At 61.3% G+C, this 25023-nt stretch carries 17 protein-coding genes; 13 read left to right on the top strand and 4 right to left on the bottom strand.

Features of this window, described 5'->3' with window-relative positions; translation table 11 throughout:
- Positions 1-49: 49 nt before the first annotated feature.
- Positions 50-451: a lysozyme inhibitor LprI family protein gene (locus tag NTD85_RS02235; protein ID WP_262141318.1), complete on the bottom strand. Its 402-nt coding sequence runs from the start codon at positions 449-451 to the stop codon at positions 50-52.
- Between the two features lie 234 nt (positions 452-685).
- Between NTD85_RS02235 and NTD85_RS02230 the strand changes: the two genes are divergently transcribed.
- The 9 genes from NTD85_RS02230 to NTD85_RS02190 all read left to right on the top strand — a co-directional run bounded on the left by NTD85_RS02230 (position 686) and on the right by NTD85_RS02190 (position 16317).
- Entirely contained in the window at positions 686-1663 is a 978-nt protein-coding gene (locus tag NTD85_RS02230; RefSeq protein WP_007962626.1) for a dipeptidase, read from the top strand.
- 78 nt (positions 1664-1741) lie between these two features.
- Entirely contained in the window at positions 1742-2272 is a 531-nt protein-coding gene (locus NTD85_RS02225; RefSeq protein ID WP_003228980.1) for a DUF5943 domain-containing protein, read from the top strand.
- Positions 2273-2287: 15 nt separating this feature from the next.
- Positions 2288-4348 (top strand): dimethylglycine demethylation protein DgcA, encoded by a 2061-nt coding sequence (dgcA, locus tag NTD85_RS02220; RefSeq protein WP_003228979.1) that lies wholly within the window; start codon positions 2288-2290, stop codon positions 4346-4348.
- Positions 4349-4502: 154 nt separating this feature from the next.
- On the top strand, positions 4503-6452 hold the full coding sequence (gene dgcB / locus NTD85_RS02215) for a dimethylglycine demethylation protein DgcB (protein ID WP_262141317.1): 1950 nt from the start codon (positions 4503-4505) through the stop codon (positions 6450-6452).
- Positions 6452-7672, top strand: a complete 1221-nt coding sequence (locus NTD85_RS02210; protein WP_262141316.1) for an electron transfer flavoprotein subunit alpha/FixB family protein — start codon at positions 6452-6454, stop codon at positions 7670-7672. Before dgcB ends, NTD85_RS02210 begins: the two co-directional genes overlap by 1 nt.
- Before the next feature lie 10 nt (positions 7673-7682).
- Positions 7683-8453, top strand: a complete 771-nt coding sequence (locus tag NTD85_RS02205; protein ID WP_262141315.1) for an electron transfer flavoprotein subunit beta — start codon at positions 7683-7685, stop codon at positions 8451-8453.
- 1074 nt (positions 8454-9527) lie between these two features.
- Positions 9528-12980 (top strand): GMC oxidoreductase, encoded by a 3453-nt coding sequence (locus NTD85_RS02200; RefSeq protein ID WP_262141314.1) that lies wholly within the window; start codon positions 9528-9530, stop codon positions 12978-12980.
- Positions 12981-13178: 198 nt separating this feature from the next.
- A complete protein-coding gene (locus tag NTD85_RS02195) occupies positions 13179-15047 on the top strand; it encodes a hypothetical protein (RefSeq protein ID WP_262141313.1) in 1869 nt (622 codons plus the stop codon).
- A 25-nt stretch (positions 15048-15072) separates the two neighbouring features.
- Complete coding sequence (locus NTD85_RS02190) at positions 15073-16317, top strand: metallophosphoesterase family protein (RefSeq protein ID WP_103520297.1); 1245 nt, start codon at positions 15073-15075, stop codon at positions 16315-16317.
- A 122-nt stretch (positions 16318-16439) separates the two neighbouring features.
- Here the strand turns inward: NTD85_RS02190 and gbcA are convergent, their stop codons facing one another.
- The gene (gene gbcA, locus NTD85_RS02185; protein WP_016772823.1) at positions 16440-17735 is read right to left on the bottom strand and encodes a glycine-betaine demethylase subunit GbcA; all 1296 of its coding nucleotides are present in this window, start codon (positions 17733-17735) and stop codon (positions 16440-16442) included.
- Between the two features lie 281 nt (positions 17736-18016).
- On the opposite strand from gbcA, the gene gbcB reads away from it, so the two are divergent.
- Positions 18017-19117, top strand: a complete 1101-nt coding sequence (gene gbcB, locus NTD85_RS02180) for a glycine-betaine demethylase subunit GbcB (RefSeq protein WP_262141312.1) — start codon at positions 18017-18019, stop codon at positions 19115-19117.
- Between the two features lie 121 nt (positions 19118-19238).
- On the opposite strand, the gene NTD85_RS02175 is transcribed toward gbcB, so the two are convergent.
- Positions 19239-20063, bottom strand: coding sequence for an SDR family oxidoreductase (locus tag NTD85_RS02175; protein WP_262141311.1), 825 nt, complete (start codon positions 20061-20063; stop codon positions 19239-19241).
- A gap of 278 nt (positions 20064-20341) precedes the next feature.
- Positions 20342-21382, bottom strand: coding sequence for a low specificity L-threonine aldolase (locus NTD85_RS02170; RefSeq protein ID WP_003228968.1), 1041 nt, complete (start codon positions 21380-21382; stop codon positions 20342-20344).
- A gap of 126 nt (positions 21383-21508) precedes the next feature.
- Here NTD85_RS02170 and NTD85_RS02165 point away from each other — a divergent pair, with 126 nt between their 5' ends.
- The 3 genes from NTD85_RS02165 (at position 21509) to NTD85_RS02155 (ending at position 25016) form a co-directional block, all read left to right on the top strand.
- A complete protein-coding gene (locus tag NTD85_RS02165) occupies positions 21509-22219 on the top strand; it encodes a conjugal transfer protein TraX (RefSeq protein WP_262141310.1) in 711 nt (236 codons plus the stop codon).
- A gap of 272 nt (positions 22220-22491) precedes the next feature.
- Entirely contained in the window at positions 22492-23745 is a 1254-nt protein-coding gene (gene glyA / locus NTD85_RS02160) for a serine hydroxymethyltransferase (protein ID WP_003228965.1), read from the top strand.
- 20 nt (positions 23746-23765) lie between these two features.
- Positions 23766-25016: a sarcosine oxidase subunit beta gene (locus tag NTD85_RS02155; protein WP_003206307.1), complete on the top strand. Its 1251-nt coding sequence runs from the start codon at positions 23766-23768 to the stop codon at positions 25014-25016.
- Positions 25017-25023 lie beyond the last annotated feature (7 nt).

Genomic DNA, 25023 nt, shown 5'->3' with positions numbered 1-25023 from the left:
CAGTCGGCCAATCAACAACGTTTGTCGGCGTGTTGCCGAACTTCCAGGATCACTCCTGCCCAATCGACTCCAAAAACTCCGACCGTTCGTCACTCATCCGCGCCACACAGTCATTCTGCGAAATCTTGAACGCCTTGCTGCCTTCGGTGGCGGGGAACGCTTCTACCGCGCAATCGGCGTCGCGGGTTTTCAGCCATTGTTGCTGGGCGGTTTTGAGTTTTGCGGTGATGTCGGCCAGTTGCGCGGCGTTTTTGCCGTAGGTGGCCTGCATGCGTTCGTTGAGGCTGGCGTAGTTGTCCTTGAGCAGGTCTTCGGCGGTGGTGCGGCTGTAGGTCGAGCATTCCAGGGTCTGGACGTCGTTTTCCACCGCGTCGCACGGGTTGTTGTCGGTGTCTTCGGCGGCGTGTACGCCGGTCGCAATCAGTGCCAAGGCCAGGAAGATCGATTTCATTGATGTCGCCGCTCTAATCCAGTGGTGTATCCAAGATGCGCCAGATTCTGGCTCAAGCTTGCGGGCTTGAACAGGTGGCTGGTCGGGTCGCCTGATGACGCTTTGTCGCGGATTGACGCTTTCGGCAATTCCCCTGTCGTTTTTGCACCCGGTCGCCCCGGCACCGAGGCATATGCTGGCCCCAAAGCGCCGGCAGACGATTCGGCGCATGAATCGCCAATAAGGGGACGCCTGATGAGCCCAGCCGAATTACACGCCGACAGCATCGTTATCGACGGTCTGATCATTGCCAAATGGAACCGCGAGCTGTTCGAAGACATGCGCAAGGGCGGTCTGACGGCGGCCAACTGCACTGTGTCGGTGTGGGAAGGCTTTCAGGCGACTGTGAACAATATCGCCGCCAGCCAGAAGCTGATCCGCGAAAACAGCGACCTGGTGATGCCGGTGCGCACCACCGCCGACATCCGTCGCGCCAAGGAACAGGGCAAGACCGGCATCCTCTTCGGCTTCCAGAATGCCCACGCGTTCGAAGACCAGATCGGCTATGTCGAGGTGTTCAAGCAGCTCGGCGTCGGCATCGTGCAGATGTGCTACAACACCCAGAACCTGGTGGGCACCGGGTGCTACGAGCGTGATGGCGGCCTGTCGGGCTTCGGTCGCGAAATCGTCGCTGAGATGAACCGCGTCGGCGTGATGTGCGACCTGTCCCACGTCGGCTCCAAGACGTCCGAAGAAGTCATCCTCGAATCGAAAAAACCGGTCTGCTATTCCCACTGCCTGCCGTCGGGTCTGAAAGAGCACCCGCGCAACAAGTCCGATGCTGAACTGAAGTTCATCGCTGACCACGGCGGTTTTGTCGGCGTGACCATGTTCGCGCCGTTCCTCGCCAAGGGCATCGATTCGACCATCGACGATTACGCCGAAGCCATCGAATACACCATGAACATTGTCGGCGAAGACGCCATCGGCATCGGCACCGACTTCACCCAGGGTCACGGCCAGGACTTCTTCGAATACCTGACCCACGACAAGGGCTATGCCCGTCGTCTGACCAGCTTCGGCAAGATCATCAACCCGCTGGGCATCCGCACCGTCGGCGAGTTCCCGAACCTGACCGAAACCCTGCTCAAGCGCGGCCATTCCGAGCGCGTGGTGCGCAAGATCATGGGCGAGAACTGGGTCAACGTCTTGAAAGATGTTTGGGGCGAATAAGCCACCGCACTTCTGAATCCTTTCCCCCGGCCGTCCGCGCCGGGGGCAATACACAAATTTTTCTGGAGTTAAGTTTCCATGGCCAAGATCGCCCCGCAATTGCCAATCGAAGTCGACAGCGAGACCGGTGTCTGGACCTCCGACGCCCTGCCGATGCTCTATGTGCCACGGCATTTCTTCGTCAACAACCACATGGGTATCGAGGAAGTGCTGGGCGCCGAAGCCTATGCCGAAATCCTCTACAAGGCTGGCTACAAGTCCGCCTGGCACTGGTGTGAAAAAGAAGCCGAATGCCACGGCCTGGAAGGCGTCGCGGTGTTCGAACACTACATGAAACGCCTGTCGCAACGCGGCTGGGGCCTGTTCAAGATTCAGGACATCGACCTCGACAAAGGCACCGCCAGCGTCAAGCTCGAACACTCGGCATTCGTCTATGTGTACGGCAAGGTCGGGCGCAAGGTCGACTACATGTTCACCGGCTGGTTTGCCGGCGCCATGGATCAGATCCTCGCTGCACGTGGCAGCAAGATTCGTACGGTGGCCGAGCAAGTCTACGGTGGCTCCGAAGAAGGCCACGACGACGGCCTGTTCACCGTCAAGCCGTTGTAAGTCGAGGAACCCGCCATGGCTTTCGAAGCAATGTTCCAGCCGATCCAGATCGGCAAACTGACCATCCGCAACCGCGTGCTCAGCACCGCGCACGCCGAGGTCTACGCAACTGACGGCGGCATGACCACCGACCGCTACGTCAAATACTACGAAGAGAAAGCCAAGGGCGGCATCGGCCTGGCGATCTGTGGCGGTTCTTCCAGCGTGGCCATCGACAGCCCGCAAGGCTGGTGGAAATCGGTGAACCTGGCAGACGACCGGATCATCCCGCACTTCCAGAATCTGGCCGACGCCATGCACAAGCATGGCGCCAAGATCATGATCCAGATTACCCACATGGGCCGTCGCTCGCGCTGGGACGGCGAGCACTGGCCGACCCTGCTGTCGCCGTCGGGCATCCGCGAGCCGGTGCACCGTGCGACCTGCAAGACCATCGAGCCGGAAGAAATCTGGCGGGTGATCGGCAACTACGCCACTGCTGCGGCACGGGCCAAGGCCGGTGGCCTGGACGGCGTCGAATTGTCTGCCGTGCACCAGCACATGATTGACCAGTTCTGGAGCCCGCGCGTCAACAAGCGTACTGACGAGTGGGGCGGCAGCTTCGAGAACCGCATGCGTTTCGGCCTCGAAGTGATCAAGGCTGTGCGCAAGGCAGTCGGTGACGATTTTTGCGTCGGTATCCGTATCTGCGGTGACGAATTCCACCCGGACGGCCTGTCCCACGAGGACATGAAACAGATCGCCAAGTATTACGACGACACCGGCATGATCGATTTTATTGGTGTCGTGGGTTCAGGGTGCGACACCCACAACACCCTGGCCAACGTGATCCCCAACATGAGTTATCCACCGGAGCCGTTCCTGCACCTGGCGGCCGGGATCAAGGAAGTGGTGAAAGCGCCGGTGCTGCACGCGCAGAACATCAAGGACCCGAACCAGGCTACGCGCATCCTTGAAGGTGGTTACGTCGACATGGTCGGCATGACCCGCGCGCACATCGCCGACCCGCACCTGATCGCCAAGATCAAGATGGGCCAGGTCGACCAGATCAAACAGTGCGTCGGCGCCAACTACTGCATCGACCGCCAGTACCAGGGTCTGGACGTGCTGTGCATCCAGAACGCCGCGACGTCCCGTGAATACATGGGCGTGCCGCACATCATCGAGAAATCCACCGGGCCGAAACGCAAAGTCGTGGTGGTCGGTGCCGGCCCGGCCGGGATGGAAGCCGCGCGCGTGGCGGCCGAACGGGGCCACGACGTGACCCTGTTCGAGAAGAAAGAATTCATCGGTGGGCAGATCACTACCGCGTCGAAAGCGCCGCAGCGTGACCAGATCGCCGGTATCACCCGCTGGTTCCAGCTGGAGCTGGCGCGGCTGAAAGTCGACCTGCGTCTGGGTACAGCGGCCGATGCAGCAACCATCCTCGATCTGCGTCCGGACGTGGTGGTGCTGGCCGTCGGTGGGCATCCGTTCCTTGAGCAGAACGAGCACTGGGGCGCCGCCGAAGGGTTGGTGGTCAGCAGTTGGGACGTGCTCGACGGCAAGGTGGCGCCGGGCAAGAACGTGCTGGTCTACGACACCATTTGCGAGTTCACCGGCATGTCGGTCGCCGACTTCCTCGCCGACAAGGGCAGCCAGGTCGAGATCGTCACCGACGACATCAAACCGGGTGTGGCCATCGGCGGGACATCGTTCCCGACTTACTACCGCAGCATGTACCCGAAAGAAGTGATCATGACCGGCGACATGATGCTGGAGAAGGTCTACCGCGAAGGCGACAAGCTGGTGGCGGTGCTGGAGAACGAATACACCGGCGCCAAAGAGGAGCGGGTGGTTGATCAGGTGGTGGTGGAAAACGGCGTGCGTCCGGATGAAGAGCTGTATTACGGACTCAAGGACGGTTCGCGCAACAAGGGTCAGATCGACATCGATGCCTTGTTCGCGATCAAGCCGCAGCCATCGCTGAGTACCACCGGCGACGGCTACTTGCTATTCCGTATCGGCGACTGCGTGGCGCAGCGTAATACCCATGCTGCGATCTACGACGCCCTGCGGTTGTGCAAAGACTTCTAAGGACTTGCACATGACCCCTGTGGGAGCGAGCTTGCTCGCGAATGCATTCTGTCAGTTCTGCATGAGTTGACTGATCCAGCGCTTTCGCGAGCAAGCCCGCTCCCACAGTAATGCAGACCGTGTTTCTCCAGGCTGTACTGGTGGGAGCTTCACCATGTTGAACACCCTTCTTCCAATCCTGTTGTTCGCTGCCCTGGGCCTTGGTGTCCTCGGCGCGTTGCGGCGGGTGGCCATGTGGCGTCGGGGCCGGGCCTCGAAGGTCGATCTGCTCGGCGGCCTGTTCGCCATGCCCAAGCGCTACATGGTCGACTTGCACCACGTGGTGGCGCGGGACAAATACATCGCCAACACCCACGTCGCCACGGCGGGCGGCGCGGTGGCGTCGATCGTGCTGGCGATTCTGGTGCACGGTTTCGGCCTGCATAACCGCATCCTCGGTTACGCGTTGCTGTTGATGACGGCGGTGATGTTCGTCGGCGCGATCTTCGTCTACCGGCGCCGGCTCAATCCGCCGGCACGCCTGTCGAAAGGCCCGTGGATGCGCCTGCCGAAAAGTCTGCTGGCGTTCTCCGCGTCGTTCTTCCTGGTGACCCTGCCGGTGGCCGGCATCCTCCCGGAGAACTTCGGCGGCTGGCTGCTCGCGGCGATTCTCGGGCTCGGCGTTTTGTGGGGCGTGTCGGAATTGTTCTTCGGCATGACCTGGGGCGGGCCGATGAAGCACGCGTTCGCCGGCGCCTTGCACCTGGCCTGGCACCGTCGCGCCGAACGCTTTGGCGGCGGTCGTTCCACCGGGTTGAAACCGCTGGACCTCAACGATCCATCCGCACCGCTGGGCGTGGAAAAACCCAAAGATTTCACCTGGAACCAGTTGCTCGGTTTTGACGCCTGCGTGCAGTGCGGCAAGTGCGAAGCGGCGTGCCCGGCCTTCGCTGCCGGCCAGCCGCTGAACCCGAAAAAGCTGATTCAGGACATGGTCGTCGGCCTCGCTGGCGGCACCGATGCCAACTTCGCCGGCAGCCCGTATCCGGGCAAACCAATTGGCGAACACAGCGGCAATCCGCATCAACCGATCGTCAACGGTCTGGTCGATGCCGAGACCCTGTGGTCGTGCACCACCTGCCGCGCCTGCGTCGAGGAGTGCCCGATGATGATCGAGCACGTCGATGCCATCGTCGACATGCGCCGCCACCTGACGCTGGAAAAAGGTGCGACCCCGAACAAGGGCGCCGAAGTTCTCGAGAACCTGATCGCCACCGACAACCCCGGCGGTTTCGCCCCGGGCGGGCGGATGAACTGGGCAGCGGATCTGAACCTCAATCTGCTCAGCGAAAAGAAATCCACCGACGTGCTGTTCTGGGTCGGCGACGGCGCCTTCGACATGCGTAACCAACGCACCTTGCGCGCGTTCGTCAAAGTGCTGAAAGCCGCGAAAATCGACTTCGCCGTACTCGGCCTGGAAGAGCGCGACAGCGGCGACGTGGCCCGTCGTCTGGGTGACGAAGCGACCTTTCAGTTGCTCGCCAAACGCAATATCCAGACCCTGGCCAAATACAGCTTCAACCGCATCGTCACCTGCGATCCGCACAGCTTCCATGTGCTGAAAAACGAGTACGGCGCCTTCGACGGCAACTACCTCGTCCAGCACCACAGCACCTACATGGCGGAAATCATTCAGGCCGGTGCGCTGAATCTCGGTCAGCACAAAGGCAACAGCGTGACCTATCACGACCCGTGCTACCTCGGTCGCTACAACGGCGAGTACGAGGCGCCGCGTGAAGTGCTGCGCGCCCTCGGCATCGAGGTCAAAGAGATGCAACGTTCCGGCTTCCGCTCGCGCTGCTGCGGCGGCGGTGGCGGCGCGCCGATCACCGACATTCCGGGCAAGCAGCGGATTCCCGACATGCGCATGGACGACATCCGCGAGACCGGCGCCGAGCTGGTGGCCGTGGGTTGTCCACAGTGCACGGCGATGCTCGAAGGCGTGGTCGAACCGCGTCCGTTGATCAAGGACATCGCCGAGCTGGTGGCCGATGCGCTGCTCGAAGACGCCGCGCCAGGCAAGCCGACTGCACCGGCCAAACGTGAACCTGCGGAGGCCCACTGATGAGCGACATTATCCGCCGCGACCCACGCGCCGAATGGATTGCGCGTAACCGCCTGCACCCGTTGCACGCGGCGATGCAACCGGCGCAACACAGCTGGATGGGGCCTAACGGCGTCATCCGCAAGAACCTGCACGGCATCGGTTTCATCGGCCCCAACGGCATCAAGCGTATCGACCGCAGCGGCGCGCAACAGGGCGGGGCGGTCAAACGCTCGGCCACGGTTGCAGTGCAATTGCCGCTGCATCAGGTACCGGCCCCGGCGTTCTACATCAGTGTGGTGCCGGACATGGTCGGCGGTCGCTTGAGCAGCCACGACCGCGACTTGCTCGGCCTCGCTCATCAACTGGCCGGCAACGACGGCGCGGTGTTGGCGGTGGTGTTTGGCGAACACAAAGAGAACGCCTTCGCCACGGCCGGCGTTGATCGCTTGCTGGTACTGGAGGGCGACCAATTCAGCGGTTATGCACCGGAGCAACGGGTGCAGGGCCTGCGGGCTGTGGATAACCAGTTCAACCCGCGTCACTGGCTGCTGCCGGACAGTCGCAGCGGTGGCGGTGAACTCGGTCGGCGTTTTGCCGCGGCACTGGGCGAACGCCCGGCGACGCGGGTGTGGCAGGTCAAGGATCAGCAATGCATCGGCCGCGCCGGTGCGGGCTTGCAAGACCTGGCGCGTCCGGTCGCACGCTTGATTCTGGCTTCCGCCGAATGCGCAGAACCGGTCAGCGAAACCCGTCACGAAGCCCTGCCGGTGGAGTTATCCACAACGATTGCGCGCAGCCTGTCGCGGATTGAGGATCTTGGCGCGGTGGCGGTGGATCCGGCGGCGATTCCGATGGCCGAGGCCGAATTCATTTTCTCCGGCGGCAACGGGGTCAAGGACTGGGCGCTGTTCCACCAGACCGCTGCGGCGCTCGGCGCCACCGAAGGCGCCTCGCGGGTGGCGGTGGACGACGGCTTCATGGCGCGTGATCGGCAGGTCGGTGCGTCCGGTACCTGGGTCACCGCACGGGTTTATGTGGCTGTGGGTATCTCCGGAGCGATCCAGCATCTGCAGGGCATTGGTGCCTGCGACAAGGTGGTGGCGATCAATCTCGACCCCGGTTGCGACATGATCAAACGTGCCGATCTTTCGGTGATTGGCGAAAGCGCAGAAATTCTTCAGGCGTTAATCGCGGCGGTAGCGGCTTACCGCAACGAAGCCAAGCGCGATGCGGCTTAAGGAACGGGTTATGAGCACAAAGATCATCAGTCTGGTTTCCATCGGTGCGCACCCGACGTCGGGCCGGCCACGCCGCGCCGAACAGGACGCCCGCGCCGTGGAACTGGGCCTGCAACTGGCTGGGGATAACCTGCAAGTGCTGCATGCCGGGGATGTCGCGGAACCGGCGCTGCGCGCCTATCTGGGCATGGGCCTGGAACAGCTGCATGTGCTGGAGCAACCCGCTGGCGCCGACGCCTTGCCGGCGCTGACCGCGTATCTGCGCGATGCCGGTGCACAGGTGGTGCTGACCGGCACTCAGGCGGAAACAGGTGAGGGCTCGGGCATGTTGCCGTTCCTGCTCGCCGAAGGGCTGGGCTGGCCGTTGGTGGTGGGGCTGGCGCAGGTCGAGTCGATCACCGACGGTTCGGCGCTGGTGCTGCAAGCCTTGCCCCGTGGGCAGCGGCGGCGTTTGAAGGTGCGCTTGCCGTTTCTGGCGACTGTGGATAACGCCGCGCCCAAGCCGCGGCAGAGTGCGTATGGCCCGGCGCAGCGTGGCGTGTTGAACGCCGAAGACGTGGAGGCGCTGGATGATGAATTGCTGGCGGTTGCCACGCTGCAACCGGCCAAGCCACGGCCGAAACGCCTGAAGGTGATCAAGGCCAAGAGCGGCGCTGACCGGATGAAAGCTGCCACCGCCAAGGCCAGTGGTGGCGGTGGGCAGGTGCTCAAAGGCGTGACCGCGCAGGCCGGGGCGGAAGCGATTCTCAAACTCCTGATCGAAGAGGGTGTCGTCCGCTAGCCACAATCCTCCAGACACTGAACACCCCCTGTGGGAGCGGGCTTGCTCGCGAAAGCGTCGTTTCAGCTGCATCAAAGTTGAATGACCCACCGCTTTCGCGAGCAAGCCCGCTCCCACATTGGTTAAGGGGGCAGCAGATCTCAGTGTGTTTACCCACAATCCCTGTTGGCGGATCTGTGGATAACGTGTTCGCCCATCCCCAGACCCCACGCCAATCAAGCCCTCCAGGCCTTAGCTCAAAAAACGACCAGCCTAAGTCACGGTTTTTCCGGGCTTTTTCTCCTGAATAACTTTGCAAGTTGCCCCCAATCTCTGTTGGCGCTTCTGTGGACAAGATGTTCGCTGTCCGCTGCAAGCCATATAGAACGTGGCCTGTAGAGATTTGATCAATAAGTGATCAATTGGGCTTTTCAGGCTGATAATTCCTGCGCAAACCCCGATTTCACACAGCCCTCAGCGCTTTTCCACAGCATCCGCAAAGTTACCCCCGAAGTCTGTTGGCGCTTCTGTGGATAACGTGTTCGCCATCCTCTACAGGTCAAGTGAAACGTGGCTTGCAGAGTGTTGATTAAAAAACAGCCAATCCGGCGCGCAATCCGTCCTTCTGGATAAGTCACGATTTTTCTTCACAAATCAGCCAGTTATTTTTCCACTCATCCACAGTTACCCCCATTTGCTGTGGGTGGCTATGTGGATAACTTGTTCGCCAAACCCTGCAGGCCCCGCCAGGCATAGTCCAAACAGCAATTGATCAGATTTCATACAGTTCTAAGGCGTTGCCTTGACTTGGATGCGGTGCCTGTCTTCACTGGACATTGCACAAGGATCGCTATCACTTATCCACATCTGGTTCTGGGAGAACGCATGATGGATAGCCGGCCACATCGCCCGACCCCCTCGCGACGCAAGCGCACGTTACGTCGTGCGGCCAATCAACACGCTCGCCTGTAGCGTCGATTCCTGTTCATACCGCTGTGCTGTCGCCGGGTTTGCCCCGGAGGCCAGGTGCTCGTTCGCCCATTGATTGCAGGCAACCGCAGAGTTGCCCCATCAGCCTGAGAAAGGATCAGTCTCATGACACGCATCGCAACGCCCATCAGCGAGATCAAGGAACACTACGACGTCATTGTCATCGGCTCCGGTTATGGCGGCGGCATTGCTGCGTCGCGCCTGTCCCGGGCGGGTAAGCAGGTGTGCCTGCTGGAGCGGGGCCGGGAGATCCAGCCCGGCGAATACCCCAACACGATGATTGCCGCGACCGAAGAATTGCAGGTGCACGACCCCGACGGCCATATCGGTTCGCGCACCGGACTGTTCGACCTGCACGTGAATGCGCAGCAGAACGTGGTGGTCGGTTGCGGCCTCGGCGGCACATCGTTGATCAATGCCAACGTCGCGCTTGAACCCGAGCCCGGGGTATTTGATGACCCACGCTGGCCTCAAGCTGTGCGCGAACACCGCGACACCTTGCTCAAGGACGGTTACGCCCGCGCCCGGGAAATGCTCAAGCCCAATCCGTACCCGAACAACGCGCCGAACCTGCCCAAGCTCGACGCCAACAAAAAGTCTGCGGACTACCTCAAGCAGGGCGCGCATTTCTACAAGCCGCCGATCAACGTGACCTTCGACAAACTGCCGAACAACCTCAACCACGTCGGCGTCGAACAGCTGCCGTGCAATCAGTGCGGCGACTGTGTCTCGGGCTGTAACAACAAGGCCAAGAACACCACGCTGATGAACTATCTGCCAGACGCCTGGAACCACGGCGCGGAGATTTTCTGTCAGGCCGAGGTGCGCTATCTGGAGCGCGATGGCGATGGCTGGATCGTGCACTTCCAGTATCTCGACAGCGGTCGCGAGAAATTCGACGCGCCAACGTTGTTTGTGAAGGCCGATATCGTCGTGGTCTCCGCCGGCACTCTTGGTTCGACCGAGATTCTGCTGCGCTCGCGGGACAAGGGCCTGGTGATGTCCGGTCAGCTCGGCGAGAACATGAGCGGCAACGGCGACATCCTCGGCTTCGGCCATAACTGCGAGCAGACCATCAATGGCATCGGTTTCGGCGCGCACTCGGCCAAGGAGCTGCAGCCGGTTGGCCCGTGCATCACCTCGGTCATCGACATGCGCACCGAAGGTGACTGGCGCAGCCGCATGGTCATCGAGGAAGGTTCGATCCCCGGCGCCCTCGGCCGGCCGATGGTGCCGGCGATGGCCGGGTTTGCCGAGATGATCGGTGTGGCCACTGACGACAGTTTCAGCGGCAAGCTCGGCTACAAGGAACGCGAAGCCGAAAGCTTTCTGCGCGGCCCGTATTACGGCGCGCTGCACAACATGCAGACCTACCTGATCATGAGCCACGACAGCGGCCAGGGCCGGATGATTCTCGACAACAAGGACCAGTTGCGCATCGACTGGCCGGGTGTCGGCGAGCAGGAAAACTTCAAACTCGGCAATGAGCGTCTGTACCAGAGCACCAAGGCGTTGGGCGGAGTCTGGGTCGAGAATCCGATCTGGACCCAACTGCTCAAGCACAGCATCGTCTCGGTGCATCCGCTGGGCGGTTGCGTGATGGGCGAGGACGCCGCGCAAGGCGTGGTCAATCACAAGGGCCAGGTGTTCAGCGGCGCCAACGGCACTGATGTCTACGCCAGCCTGTACGTGACTGACGGCGCGGTGATCCCGACCTCGCTGGCGGTCAATCCGCTGCTGACCATCTCCGCCGTGAGTGAACGCAACATGGGCCTGCTGGCCGCCGACCGTGGCTGGAAGATCGACTACACGCTGCCGTCGGCACCGCGCAAGCAGGTGGCACCGCCGACTCTCGGCGTGCAGTTCACCGAGACCATGAAGGGCTATTTCTCCCGCGCCTTCACCGCCGCGCAAAGCACCGATCTGAAAGTCTATGAAGCGGCGGCCAAACGCGGCGAGGCGGACAATTCGCCGATCGACTTCACCCTGACCATCACCGCCAACGACCTCAATCGGATGATCAAGGAACCGGAACACGCCGCGACCATTGTCGGCACCGTGAATGCCCCGGCGCTGTCGCCGCAACCGCTGACCGCCAGCAATGGCGTGTTCAACCTGTTCGAGCAGTTCGAGCAGCAGGTCGACACGCGCCACATGAAATACGACATGAAACTGACCGCCGAGGACGGCAACGACTATTTCTTCAGCGCCTTCAAAACCGTGCCGGAAGACAACGGCGTGCTGAACATCTGGCACGACACCAGCACCTTGTACGTGACCCTGTATCGCGGGCCGGACAAGTCGGGCGAGGTGATCGGCTCCGGGGTAATGCACATTCATCCGACCGATTTCGCCAAGCAGATGACCACCATGAAAGTGCTCAACGCGCGCAACGAGCGCGAGCGCATCGAAGGCCTGGCGCGCTTCGGCAAGTTCTTCGCCGGAATCCTCTGGGAGAGTTACGGCGGAGTGTTTGCCGGTGATGTCTACTTCAATCCCGACGCGCCGCCACGGTTGAAACGGCCGCTGGATGCGCCGACCCCGGCGGTGTATTTCTTCCCCACCGAAGACGGCGTCGAGCTGCGCCTGACCCGCTATCAGGCCGGCAGCAAAGGCCCGGTGATGCTGGTGCATGGCCTGGGTGTCGGTTCGAATATCTTTTCCACCGACACCATCCAGACCAACCTGCTGGAGTACCTGTGCAAGCACGACTATGACGTGTGGCTGCTGGATTTCCGTGTGAGCATTCTGCTGCCGGCGAGCAAGAAAGAATGGAACGGCGACCAGATTGCCCAGTACGACTTCAAGGCGGCCATCGCGCAAATTCAGCAGGAGACCCAGGCCAAGGACGTGCAATGCGTGGTGCATTGCTACGGCGCGACCACGTTCTTCATGTCGTTGCTGGCGGGGCTGCAGGGCGTGCGTTCGGTGGTCTGCTCGCAGATTGCCGCTGACACCGTGGTCGCCACGGCTACGGGGTTGAAGGCCGGTCTGCACCTGCCGGGGATGCTCGATGCGATCGGCATCAAGTCGATGACGGCGTACGCCGACAGCAAGGAAAACTGGTTCAACCGCCTCTACGACAAGGCCCTCAACGGCTACGCGCGGATCGAGGCGCAGGGCTATTGCACCAATCCTGTGTGCCACCGCATCACCTTCATGTACGCCTCGCTGTATCGCCACGACACCCTCAACGAAACTCTGCACGACAACCTGCACGAGCTGTTCGGCGAGTCGAACATCGAGACCTTCGAGCACCTGGCGCTGATCGTGCGCAAAGGGCATCTGGTGGATTTCAAAGGCAACGATGTGTACATGCCGCACTTCGACCGGCTGAGCATGCCGATCTGCTTCATCAGCGGTGCGGAGAACCAGTGTTACCTGCCGGAAAGCACGCTGAAGACTTACCAGCGAGTCTGCGAAGTCCACGGGCCGGAGCGCTACAGCCGGCATGTGGTGCCGGGCTACGGCCACATCGACTGCATGTTCGGCAAGAACGCGGTGGTGGATGTGTATCCGATCATCCTTGAACACCTGGAGAAGACGGCCCTCGGTTGATGAAGTTTTTCTGTGGCGAGGGAGCTTGCTCCCGCTGGGCTGCGAAGCGGCCCCAAAATCTGAGCGTGCGGTTTTCCTGAAACACCGCATCTGCCGGGTTTACGACGGCTGCGCCGCCGAGCGGGAGCAAGCTCCCTCGCCACAAAAGCTCATCACACAGAGGGACTCTCCTAAGGTCTGCACAAGGAAATGGATGACATGGATACCTGTATCCGCTGGTTTCAACGCTTCATCTGGATCGGCATTGCAATGAACATGGTGTTCGCGATTCCGGCGCTGTTTGCGCCGGGGTTGCTGACATCGGTGGTCGGCCTGCCGCCGCAACTCTCCGACCCGTGGCTGGAAAACGCCGGGATGCTGCTGGTGGGCATCAGCGTGTTTTACATGCCGTCGGGCTTCAACGCGCCGCGCTACGTGGTGCATTCCTGGTTGTGCGTACTGACGCGGCTGATCGCCGTGGTGTTCTGGATTTACCTGATCAATACGAGCATTCAGGGTTCGGTGTTCGTGCCGATGCTGATGGGCGATCTGAGCTTCTTTCTGATCCTCGGCATTCTGCTGTACCTGGGCACCACGCCCGAGCACCGGCCATGGGCATTGCTCTGCGATGGCTGGCGCGAGTGGCGCGCGGCCTGGGCGCGGCAATGGCAGAGCCACGCCTTCAAGGTCGGCACCTTGATCGTGGTGGCGCTACTGGGTTTCATCGGTTACGAAACCTGGTACCAGATGCTGCGCGTGGTGCCGGAGCAGGAATACGCCTCCGACGAAGACCACTACAAATACGCCGCCATCGGCTTGGGCATCGAAGCGCGGATCCCGTATTACCTGTTCGCCGTGCTGCCGCAGATGTGCCCGGAAAAAATGCCCAAACCCGGCGGCTGGGAAGTGTTCGGCTTCCTCTATGAAAACGGCAAGGACCTACCGATCGGCATGGCCAAGCGACAAATCGGTTACCCGACCGTAGAGCCGAACTGCGCGCTGTGCCACACCGGCTCCTACCGGGCCAATGCCAGCGACGTCGCGGTCAACGTGCCGAGCGCACCGGCCAACACCCTGCAACTGCAAGCCTTCCAGTGGTACGCCTACGATTGCGCCAGCGATCCGAAATTCACCACCGACGCGGTGATGGCGGCGATCAACAGCAAATTCCAGCTGGGCTTTTTCGAGAAGCTCTACAACCGCTACCTGATCATCCCGATGGCCAAGAGCGCGCTACTCAAACAGAAACAGGCCTATGCCTGGCAGAAGTTGCGGCCCGCTCAGGGGCCGGGCCGCACCGACACCTTCAACCCGACGAAAATGGTGGTGTTCGGCTTCCCGGATGACTCGACCATCGGCACCGTCGACCTGCCGCAAGTGTGGAACCAGAAGCCGCGGGAGTCGATGTACCTGCACTGGGACGGCAATAACAACAAGATCCACGAACGCAACTACGCCGCCGCCATGGCCGTGGGCGCGACCCCGGAATCGGTGCTGCCACCGAGCTTCAACCGGGTGACCAACTGGCTGCTCGGGCACAAGCCGCCGGCGTGGCCGTGGGCGCTGGATCAAGCGAAAGTCGCGCAGGGCAAACCGATCTGGGAAGCCAATTGCGCCGGTTGCCATGACTTCGGGCGTGCCGACACCGGGCAGGTCACCACCAACATCGATCAGCTCGGCACCGATCCGCATCGGCTGGACTCGTTTACCACCGGTCTGGTGACGGCGTTCCACACCTTCAAAAAACCGCCGTTCGACTTCGGCGCCTATCGCAAGACCCAGAGCTACAGCAACACGCCGACTGACGGCATCTGGCTGCGCGCGCCGTATCTGCACAACGGTTCGGTACCGACCCTGTGGGATCTGCTGCAACCGCCGGAAAAACGTCCGGTGGTGTTCACCACCGGGTCCGACGTCTACGACCCGGTCAACGTCGGTTTCGTCACCAGCGGCGCCCAGGCCAAGGCCTCGGCGGACTTCAAATACGACACGCGGCTGGAGGGCAACCACAACAGCGGTCACCTGTATGGCACGACGCTGTCGGATGACGACAAGCGTGCGTTGATCGAATTCATGAAAACCCTGTGAGCCCTTACGGATAGAGGAATACGCCATGTCAGCGGTCGGTCATCTGAAACACGAATACGACAAGGTCAAAGTGCGCATTCACGGCTTGTTCACGCGCATGGAAATGGCCTGGATGAAGCTCATCAGCGAACTTGAACCGAAGGAGTTCGAGGCCATTATCAAGTTGCTACAGCGTGGTCACGATCAGGCGCAGTACGTGCTGAAAAACGGCGAGTTGCCGGACGACGAGCCGAGCGTACCCTGGGAGCTGTCTCACGGTTTGTCGATCCTGCGCATCGGCAATGCCACGCCGTTGCCGCAGTCGAGCGATCAACTGCAAACCCGTGTGCTGAAGGACGGCAGCCTGCTCGGCTGTCGCAAGTGGGAGTTGCTCGACCTGCTGTGGAGCGAGGCTTTGCTCAAGTGGATTGAAAACCTGCGTCATCACGCGACCTTCGGCACTGACCCGGCGGTGGTGCAGATGGAGCGCGACGTGACCCTGGCGATTGCCGGCGACTGGGGCACCGGCCCCTTTGACAGTCATGCGCCGGCGGTTTCAGTCGCCAACCAGATGCAACTGGCGCAAGCCGATTTCACCATCCATCTGGGTGACGTGTATTACGCCGGCAGCCACTCGCAGGAAGACGTCGACATGGCCGGTTGGCCGATGGGCAGCCACGGTTCCTTCACCCTTAATTCCAACCATGAGATGTACAGCGGCGCCCACGGCTATTTCAAGGAACTGGCCAAGCGCTTTCCGGGGCAGCAGGGCACCAGTTATTTCGCCTTGATCAATGACGATTGGCTGGTGGTCGGCCTCGATTCGGCCTACGCCTCGGATGCGATGAACCTGTACATGGATGGCACGCTGAACGAGCCGCAGATCGTCTGGATGAAAGGCCTGCCGAAACGCAAAAAGATCATGGTGCTCAGCCATCATCAGGGCTTCGACATTTCCGGGCACAACAAGACCGCGCTGTATCAACCGGTGTGCGATGCCCTGGGGCGGGAGCCGGATTACTGGTATTGGGGGCATCTGCACAACGGCATCGTCTATGCGCAACAGGGCGGTTTGCATGCGCGCTGCGCCGGGCACGGGGCGATTCCATACGGCAATGCCAGCGAGCTGGACGGGCATTCGCGGGTGCTGTGGTCGGAGACGCAGGGTGCCAAAGACCCGGACTATCCGCAGCGGGTGTTGAATGGCTACGCGAAAATCAGGCTGGTGGGGGAGGATATTTTTGAGGAGTTTATTGGCGAGGATGGATCGGTGAGGTGGTCATCCAAGTGACGCGGTGACTGGGCCGGCCTCTTCGCGAGCAAGCTCGCTCCCACAGTGGTCGGCGGTGATAACAGAATTTGTGTACACCGCCAGTCCCTGTGGGAGCGAGCTTGCTCGCGAAGCTTTTGCTTTTAGCCTTGGACAGGCACCCCTTTAAGATACGGCGCCGGCTCGGCCCCAAGGTTGTTGAGCATCCGCTCGCTGTACCAATCCACGAAGTTGACCACGCCAAACTCATAGGTCTTCGAGTACGGCCCAGGCTGATAGGCGGTGGAGTTGATCCCGCGCTGGTTCTCTTCGGCCAGACGCCGGTCCTGATCGTTGGTCGCGTCCCACACCTGGCGCATGCGTTCGACGTCGTAATCCACGCCTTCGACCGCGTCCTTGTGCACCAGCCACTTGGTGGTGACCATGGTTTCCTGGGCGCTGATCGGCCACACGGTGAAGACGATGATGTGGTCGCCCATGCAGTGGTTCCACGAGTGCGGCAGGTGCAGGATGCGCATCGAACCGAGGTCGGGGTTCTTGATCCGGCCCATCAGTTTGGCGCAGCCCTGTTTGCCGTCCAGGGTCATCGACACGGTGCCCTTGAGCAGCGGCATGCGCACGATACGGTTGCGCAGGCCGAAACTGGCGTGGGCGTAAGGGATCTTCTCGGCTTCCCACGCCGCGGCGGAGGCGGCGACGTGATCCTTGAACGCCTGATCGGCGCGCGGGTCGGTGACGTCGTCCCATTCCAGCAGGGTCTTCAGCAGTTCCGGGTGCGACGCGTTGCAGTGGTAGCACTCGCGGTTGTTTTCCAGCACCAGTTTCCAGTTGGCCTTTTCCATCAAGGTGGTGGTGATCGCCACCTTGGTGTTCTCCATGTCGTACGGTTCCATGTAGTGGTTCAGCGTCGACAGGAAGTCATCGATGGCCGGCGGGTTTTCCGCCAGGCTGATGAAGATGTAGCCGCCGGCAGTCTTCACGTTCACCGGTTTGAGGCCGTACTGTTTCATGTCGAAGTCGGCGCCCATCTCGGTGCCGGCGAACAGCAGACGACCGTCCAGCTCATAGGTCCACTGGTGGTAGTGGCAGACCAGTTTGGCGACCTTGCCTTTTTCACTGGTGCACAGGCGCGAGCCACGGTGGCGGCAAACGTTATGGAAAGCATGCACCACACCTTCAGCGCCACGAATGACGATGATCGGGTTCTTGCCGACCTGCAGGGTCAGGTAGTTGCCCTTGGCCGGGATCTCGCAGGTCATGCCGGCGATCAACCACTCTTTCTGGAAGATCTCCTGCATGTCGATATCGAACAGGCGTTCGTCGCTGTAGAACGGCTGCGGCAGCGAGAAAGTGCGCTCGCGCTCCTGCAGCATCTGTGCGGTGGCCTTGCGTGCGGGTTCCAGCGGATCGCCCAGGCTGATTTTTGCGGTGACGTCCATCGATGTATTCCTCAAGGCCATCTGCGTGGCCGCGAAAGTGGCTGATCAGGGTTGCTACGCAAGGTGTAAAGAATTCGTCTTGGTGTGGGGCGAGTGTGGGGCCGGCGCTGGCCGGAACCTTATCCATGGGCGACATGGTGCAATCTGTTCCCGACGCGCAACCCCCGGTGGTTGGGGGCTGGTCGCGATAAGCATGCCGATGTCGCGGATAGGTAAACGGGCGGTCTGCGCTATACGCAGAATCGCCACATGAAGGCCGACAGTCGGCCGTGGAGAACAGCATGTCCAACAGCTTCCTGAATCCGGTCACCACCCAGACCTGGGCCAATGGCCGACACATCGTCCGTTGCGTCAAAGTCATCCAGGAAACCTGGGACGTGCGCACTTTCTGTTTCATGGCCGACCAGCCGATCCTGTTCTTCTTCAAGCCCGGGCAGTTCGTGACCCTGGAGCTGGAAATCGACGGCCAGCCGATCATGCGTTCGTACACCATTTCCAGTTCGCCATCGGTGCCGTACAGCTTCTCGGTGACGATCAAACGGGTGCCGGGTGGCAAGGTCTCCAACTGGCTGCACGACACCTTGCATGAAGGCCAGGAGCTGGCGGTGCACGGGCCGGTCGGGCTGTTCAACGCGATCGACTTCCCGAGTCCGAAAGTGCTGTATCTCAGCGGTGGCGTGGGGATCACTCCGTGCATGTCGATGGCGCGCTGGTTCTACGATACCAACGCCAACGTCGACATGACCTTTATCCACAGCGCGCGCTCGCCGAAAGACATCATTTATCACCGCGAACTGGAGCACATGGCGTCGCGGATCGATAACTTCAGCCTGCACCTGATCTGCGAAAAACACGGGCTGGGCGAGCCGTGGGCCGGCTATCGCGGCTACCTCAATCACAAGATGCTCGAACTGATGGTGCCGGACTTCCTCGAACGCGAAGTGTTCTGCTGCGGCCCGACGCCGTACATGACCGCGGTCAAGCGCTTGCTGGAAGCCGCCGGTTACGACATGTCGCGGTATCACGAGGAATCCTTCGGCGCCACGCCACCGGAAGCTCGTGCCGATGCGGTGGAGCAGGCCGAGCAGGCAGCCGATGCACCGGAAATCGATGCAGCGGATCTGCATCAGGTCGAATTCACCGCGTCCGGCAAAAGCATTCGCGTGGCCCCGGGCGAAACCGTGCACGCAGCCGCGGCCAAGCTCGGCCTGATGATCCCGAAAGCCTGCGGCATGGGGATTTGCGGCACGTGCAAGGTGCTCAAGCTCGGTGGCGAAGTGGAGATGGAGCACAACGGCGGGATCACCGAGGACGACGAGGCGGAAGGGTTCATCCTGTCGTGCTGCAGCGTGCCGAAGGGCGACGTGCGCATCGAGTTCTAAGGGTCGTTGCAAATCCCCTGTGGGAGCGGGCTTGCTCGCGAAAGCGTCGGATCAGTCGACAAACGTGTTGAATGACACACCGCTTTCGCGAGCAAGCCCGCTCCCACACGGGAATGTGTTTTCAATCGATGAACAGGTCGGGCATCAGGGTTGCGTTGCTGTCCGGCTCGAATCGGTAATGATCGAATTCGGTCACGCCGTTTTCTCGCAAAATCTCCTCATCAATCAACAGCCGACCGCTGATCTGCCGCCCGCTGCTGCTCAGGATCACATGCGCCGCATCCGCCATGATCGCTGGCGTGCGCGCATGCTTGAACGACTCTCTGTTGCCCAGCTGAAACTCGATCGCCGCCGTGGCAATCATGGTCTGCGGCCACAGCGAATTGACGCTGATCCCGTAATTGGCGAATTCCTCGCTCATGCCCACCGTCAGCATGCTCATGCCGTATTTGGTCACGGTGTAGGGGCTGTACTGGGCGAACCATTTGCTTGCCAGATTCAGCGGCGGCGACAGGTTGAGGATGTGTCCGGCGGATTTTTTCAGATAGGGCAGGGCGGCCTGGCTGCACAGCAGCACCGCGCGGGTGTTGATCTGGTGCATCAGGTCGAAACGTTTGAGTTCGATGTGTTGCACACCGGTGAGCTTGATCGCCCCGGCGTTGTTCACCAAGGCATTGATGCCGCCAAAATGTTCGTTGGCCTGGGCCAGTGCACTGCGCACCGCATCTTCATCACGCACGTCCAGTTGCAGCGCCAATGCCTTGCCGCCAGCGGCTTCGACTTCTGCGGCGACGCTGTGGATGGTGCCGGGCAATTTCGGATGAGCTTCGGCGCTCTTGGCCGCAATCACGATATTGGCCCCGTCCTTCGCGGCGCGCAGCGCAATCTCACGCCCGATGCCACGGCTGGCGCCGGTGATGAACAGGGTTTTGCCTTGTAGCGACATGCCGATGCTCCTGCTGTTGTTATGTGAGCGGGGGGCTCGACAGACAATGTAGACCAAGCAGATGGCGGGGTAGGGGCGGCGAAGTGGACTTGTGGCGAGGGAGCTTGCTCCCGCTCGGCTGCGCAGCAGTCGTAAACCCAGGCAATGCGGTTTGTCTGACGAACCGCACGCTCAGGTTTTGGGGCTGCTACGCAGCCCAGCGGGAGCAAGCTCCCTCGCCACAGGGGATCAACTTATTACCGGAGATCCCCTCATCCAGGCGTTCATTTGCCAAGGAATCAGGCCGACATCACTTCGCGGATGTCACGGGCCAGTTCGCGTACGCGTTCTTCTTCGGTGTCCCACGAGCACATGAAGCGTGCGCCGCCCTTGCCGATGAAGGTGTAGAAGCGCCAGTTTTTTGCGGTCAGCGCGGCGATGGCCGGTTCCGAAAGTTGCAGGAATACGCCGTTGGCCTGCACCGGGAACATCAGTTCCACGCCAGGAATGTCGCTGACCAGTTCGGCCAGCAGTTGTGCGCAGTGGTTGGCGTGGCGAGCGTATTTGAGCCAGGCGTCGTTTTCGAGGATGCCGACCCACGGTGCCGAGAGGAAGCGCATTTTCGACGCCAGTTGCCCGGCCTGTTTGCAGCGGTAGTCGAAGTCTTCGGCCAGTTTGTGGTTGAAGAACAGAATCGCTTCACCCACGGCCATGCCGTTTTTCGTACCGCCGAAGCACAGCACGTCGACGCCGGCCTTCCAGGTCAGATCGGCCGGCGAGCAGCCGAGGAAGGCGCAGGCGTTGGAGAAACGCGCGCCGTCCATGTGCAGGTGCAGGCCCAGTTCCTTGCAGGTGGCGCTGATGGCGCGGACTTCTTCCGGGGTGTAGACGCTGCCGACTTCAGTGGCCTGAGTCAGGGTCACGACGCGCGGTTTCGGGTAGTGGATGTCCTGGCGCTTGAGCGCGACTTCGCGGATCGACTGCGGGGTGATCTTGCCGTTTTCGGTGCCAGCGATCAGCAGTTTCGAGCCGTTGGAGAAGAATTCCGGTGCGCCGCATTCGTCGGTTTCGACGTGGGCGGTTTCCGAGCAGATCACGCTGTGGTAACTCTGGCACAGTGACGACAGCGCCAGCGAGTTGGCGGCGGTGCCGTTGAAGGCGAAGAACACTTCGCAGTCGGTTTCGAACAATTTGCGGAAATAGTCCGAAGCGCGTGCGGTCCATTCATCGTCGCCATAAGCGCGCTGGTGGCCGTGGTTGGCCTGTTCCATGGCAGCCCAGGCTTCAGGGCAGATACCGGAGTAGTTGTCGCTGGCGAATTGTTGGCTCTTGTCGGTCATGGCCGGCTTCCGTGGTCGAGACTCTTGTGAAGGCTCGTGGTCAATGAGGGTGCGCACTTTACCGAAGATCTTCCGGGGAGCACACGGGATGTCGCTTTCAGAAAATTACCAGTTTGTTGCCCGATTATGCACGTGACTAAACGCGACGGCGCGCTGGATCTGCTCAAGTGGCTGGCGCTGCTGAGCATGCTGCTCGATCACCTGCGATATGTCGGGATCAGCGCCGATTGGCTGTATGTGCCGGGGCGTCTGGCGTTTCCGTGGTTCTGTCTGGCGATGGCGGCGAACCTTGCCCGGGCCGGTGCGCAGAAGACCGAGTGGCGCTATCTGGGCTGGTTGCTGCTGTTCAGCCTGGTCAGCGAGATTCCCTACCGCTTGTACATTCCTGATCCCGACACCTTAAACGTGATGCCCACGCTGGCGCTCGGTTTGCTGGTGGCGCGAGGGTGGCAGGATCGAACCTTGCTATCGCGCCTGTTGGGCGTCGGTGCCTTGCTGCTGGCGGCGCTTTTTTCGCAGTGGCTGATGTTCGGCGTGTTTGGCGTGTTGCTGCCGCTGGCGCTGCTGTGGGTGATCCGTCGCCCTTGGTACTTCGGCCTGCTGCCGGGGCTGGTGTGTCTGGCGGGGAATCAGTGGCAGGTGCTGTATGAGGCGGCGGAGTTTGGCAACTACGTGGCGGTGTTCGGCATCGCGGCATGCCTGATTGCGCCAATGCTCGGGCTGTTCTTGTTGCGACACTTCAGATCTATCCATCCGCTGCCCATGCGCCGTTGGGCGTACGCGCTCTATCCCCTGCATTTCCTCTTGCTGCTCGCCATTCGCACGGCCTGCACATAACCCCGGTGGGAGCGGGCTTGCTCGCGAAAGCGTTGTATCAGACGGCATAGATGGCGACTGACACACCACTTTCGCGAGCAAGCCCGCTCCCACAAGGGATCTGCGTGGATTCATTCGGTCATTTCCCGCCATGTCGTAAACGCACCTTTGTGTGGCGTCCGTAGGCATCTGGGCTGTCTGCGCCGGCCATACCATCGCATCAAAGGGCACCGTCGCAAGCCGCGTGCCTGACCAAGACAAAATGGCGCACTGCCGCCGCTGGGAGAGACGCGATGTTCAGCAAGCAAGACCAGATCCAGGGTTACGACGATGCACTGCTGGCGGCGATGAATGCCGAGGAGCAACGTCAGGAAGATCACATCGAGCTGATCGCGTCGGAAAACTACACCAGCAAACGCGTGATGGAAGCGCAAGGCAGCGGCCTGACCAACAAATACGCCGAAGGCTATCCGGGCAAGCGCTACTACGGCGGCTGCGAGCATGTGGATAAAGTCGAAGCGCTGGCCATCGAGCGCGCCAAGCAGCTGTTCGGCGCCGATTACGCCAACGTCCAGCCGCACTCCGGTTCCTCCGCCAACAGCGCGGTGTACCTGGCGCTGATCCAGCCGGGCGACACCATTCTGGGCATGAGCCTGGCCCACGGCGGTCACCTGACCCACGGCGCCAAAGTGTCGTCCTCGGGCAAGCTGTACAACGCGGTGCAGTACGGGATCAACACCGATACCGGGCTGATCGATTACGACGAAGTCGAGCGTCTGGCCGTCGAGTGCAAGCCGAAAATGATCGTTGCCGGTTTCTCCGCTTATTCGAAGACCCTGGATTTCCCGCGCTTCCGGCAGATCGCTGACAAGGTTGGTGCGCTGCTGTTCGTCGACATGGCCCACGTCGCCGGTCTGGTCGCTGCTGGCCTGTACCCGAATCCGCTGCCGTACGCCGACGTGGTCACCACCACCACGCACAAGACCCTGCGCGGTCCGCGTGGCGGGCTGATCCTGGCCAAGTCCAACGAAGAGATCGAGAAGAAGCTCAACGCCGCGGTATTCCCCGGTGCCCAGGGCGGCCCGCTGATGCACGTCATCGCCGGTAAAGCGGTGTGCTTCAAGGAAGCGCTGGAGCCTGGCTTCAAGGCCTATCAGCAGCAAGTGATCGACAACGCCAAGGCCATGGCCAGCGTGTTTATCAAACGTGGCTACGATGTAGTGTCCGGCGGTACCGACAACCACCTGTTCCTGGTCAGCCTGATCCGTCAGGGCCTGACCGGCAAGGATGCTGACGCCGCCCTTGGCCGTGCGCACATCACCGTCAACAAGAACGCCGTGCCGAACGACCCGCAATCGCCGTTCGTGACCTCGGGCCTGCGCATCGGCACCCCGGCCGTCACCACCCGCGGCTTCAAGGTCGCCCAGTGCGAAGTGCTGGCCGGCTGGATCTGCGACATCCTCGACAACCTCGGTGACGCCGACGTTGAAGCGAATGTGGCCAAGAACGTCGCGGCACTGTGCGCCGACTACCCGGTTTATCGCTGAGCGGTTTGGAGTAAATGACTATGCAACGCTATTCGGGCTTCGGCCTCTTCAAACACTCCCTCAGCCACCACGAGAACTGGCAGCGCATGTGGCGCACGCCAACGCCGAAGAAGGTCTACGACGTGGTCATCGTTGGCGGCGGCGGGCACGGTCTGGCGACCGCCTACTATCTGGCGAAAGAGCACGGCATCACCAACGTGGCCGTGGTCGAGAAGGGCTGGCTGGGCGGCGGCAACACTGCGCGCAACACCACCATCGTGCGTTCCAACTACCTGTGGGACGAGTCGGCGCACCTGTACGAACACGCGATGAAACTGTGGGAAGGCCTGTCGCAGGACCTGAACTACAACGTGATGTTCTCCCAGCGCGGCGTTTACAACCTGTGCCACACCCTGCAAGACATCCGTGATTCCGAGCGTCGGGTCAGCGCCAACCGCCTCAACGGCGTCGACGGCGAACTGCTCAATGCCAAGCAAGTGGCCGACGAGATTCCGTACCTCGACTGCTCGAAAAACACCCGCTACCCGGTGATGGGCGCGACCGTTCAGCGTCGCGGCGGCGTCGCTCGTCATGATGCCGTGGCCTGGGGCTTTGCCCGTGCTGCCGACGCCTTGGGCGTGGACTTGATCCAGCAGACCGAAGTCATCGGTTTCCGCAAGGAAAACGGTGTGTGCATCGGCGTTGAAACCAACAAGGGTTTCATCGGTGCCAAGCGCGTCGGCGTGGTCACCGCCGGTAACTCCGGGCACATGGCCAAGCTCGCCGGTTTCCGTCTGCCGATCGAATCCCACCCGCTGCAAGCGCTGGTGTCCGAGCCGATCAAACCGATTATCGACAGCGTGATCATGTCCAACGCCGTGCACGGTTACATCAGCCAGTCGGACAAGGGCGACCTGGTGATCGGCGCCGGTATCGACGGCTACAACGGCTATGGTCAGCGCGGTTCGTACCCGGTGATCGAGCACACCATTCAGGCCATCGTCGAGATGTTCCCGGTGCTGTCGCGGGTGCGCATGAACCGCCAGTGGGGCGGCATCGTCGACACCACCCCGGACGCTTGCCCGATCATTTCGAAAACCCCGGTGCCGAACATGTTCTTCAACTGCGGTTGGGGCACCGGTGGCTTCAAGGCGACTCCTGGCTCGGGCAACGTGTTTGCCGCCAGCCTCGCCAAGGGTGAAATGCACCCGTTGGCTGCACCGTTTTCCATCGACCGTTTCCACAACGGCGCACTCATCGACGAACACGGCGCTGCTGCCGTCGCCCACTAACAGGAGA

This window comes from Pseudomonas sp. 13B_3.2_Bac1, from assembly GCF_025466205.1.
Lineage (GTDB): Bacteria > Pseudomonadota > Gammaproteobacteria > Pseudomonadales > Pseudomonadaceae > Aquipseudomonas > Aquipseudomonas fluorescens_H.
The sequence above is the reverse complement of the archived record's forward strand: the minus strand, read 5'-3'. Positions and strand labels throughout refer to the sequence as shown.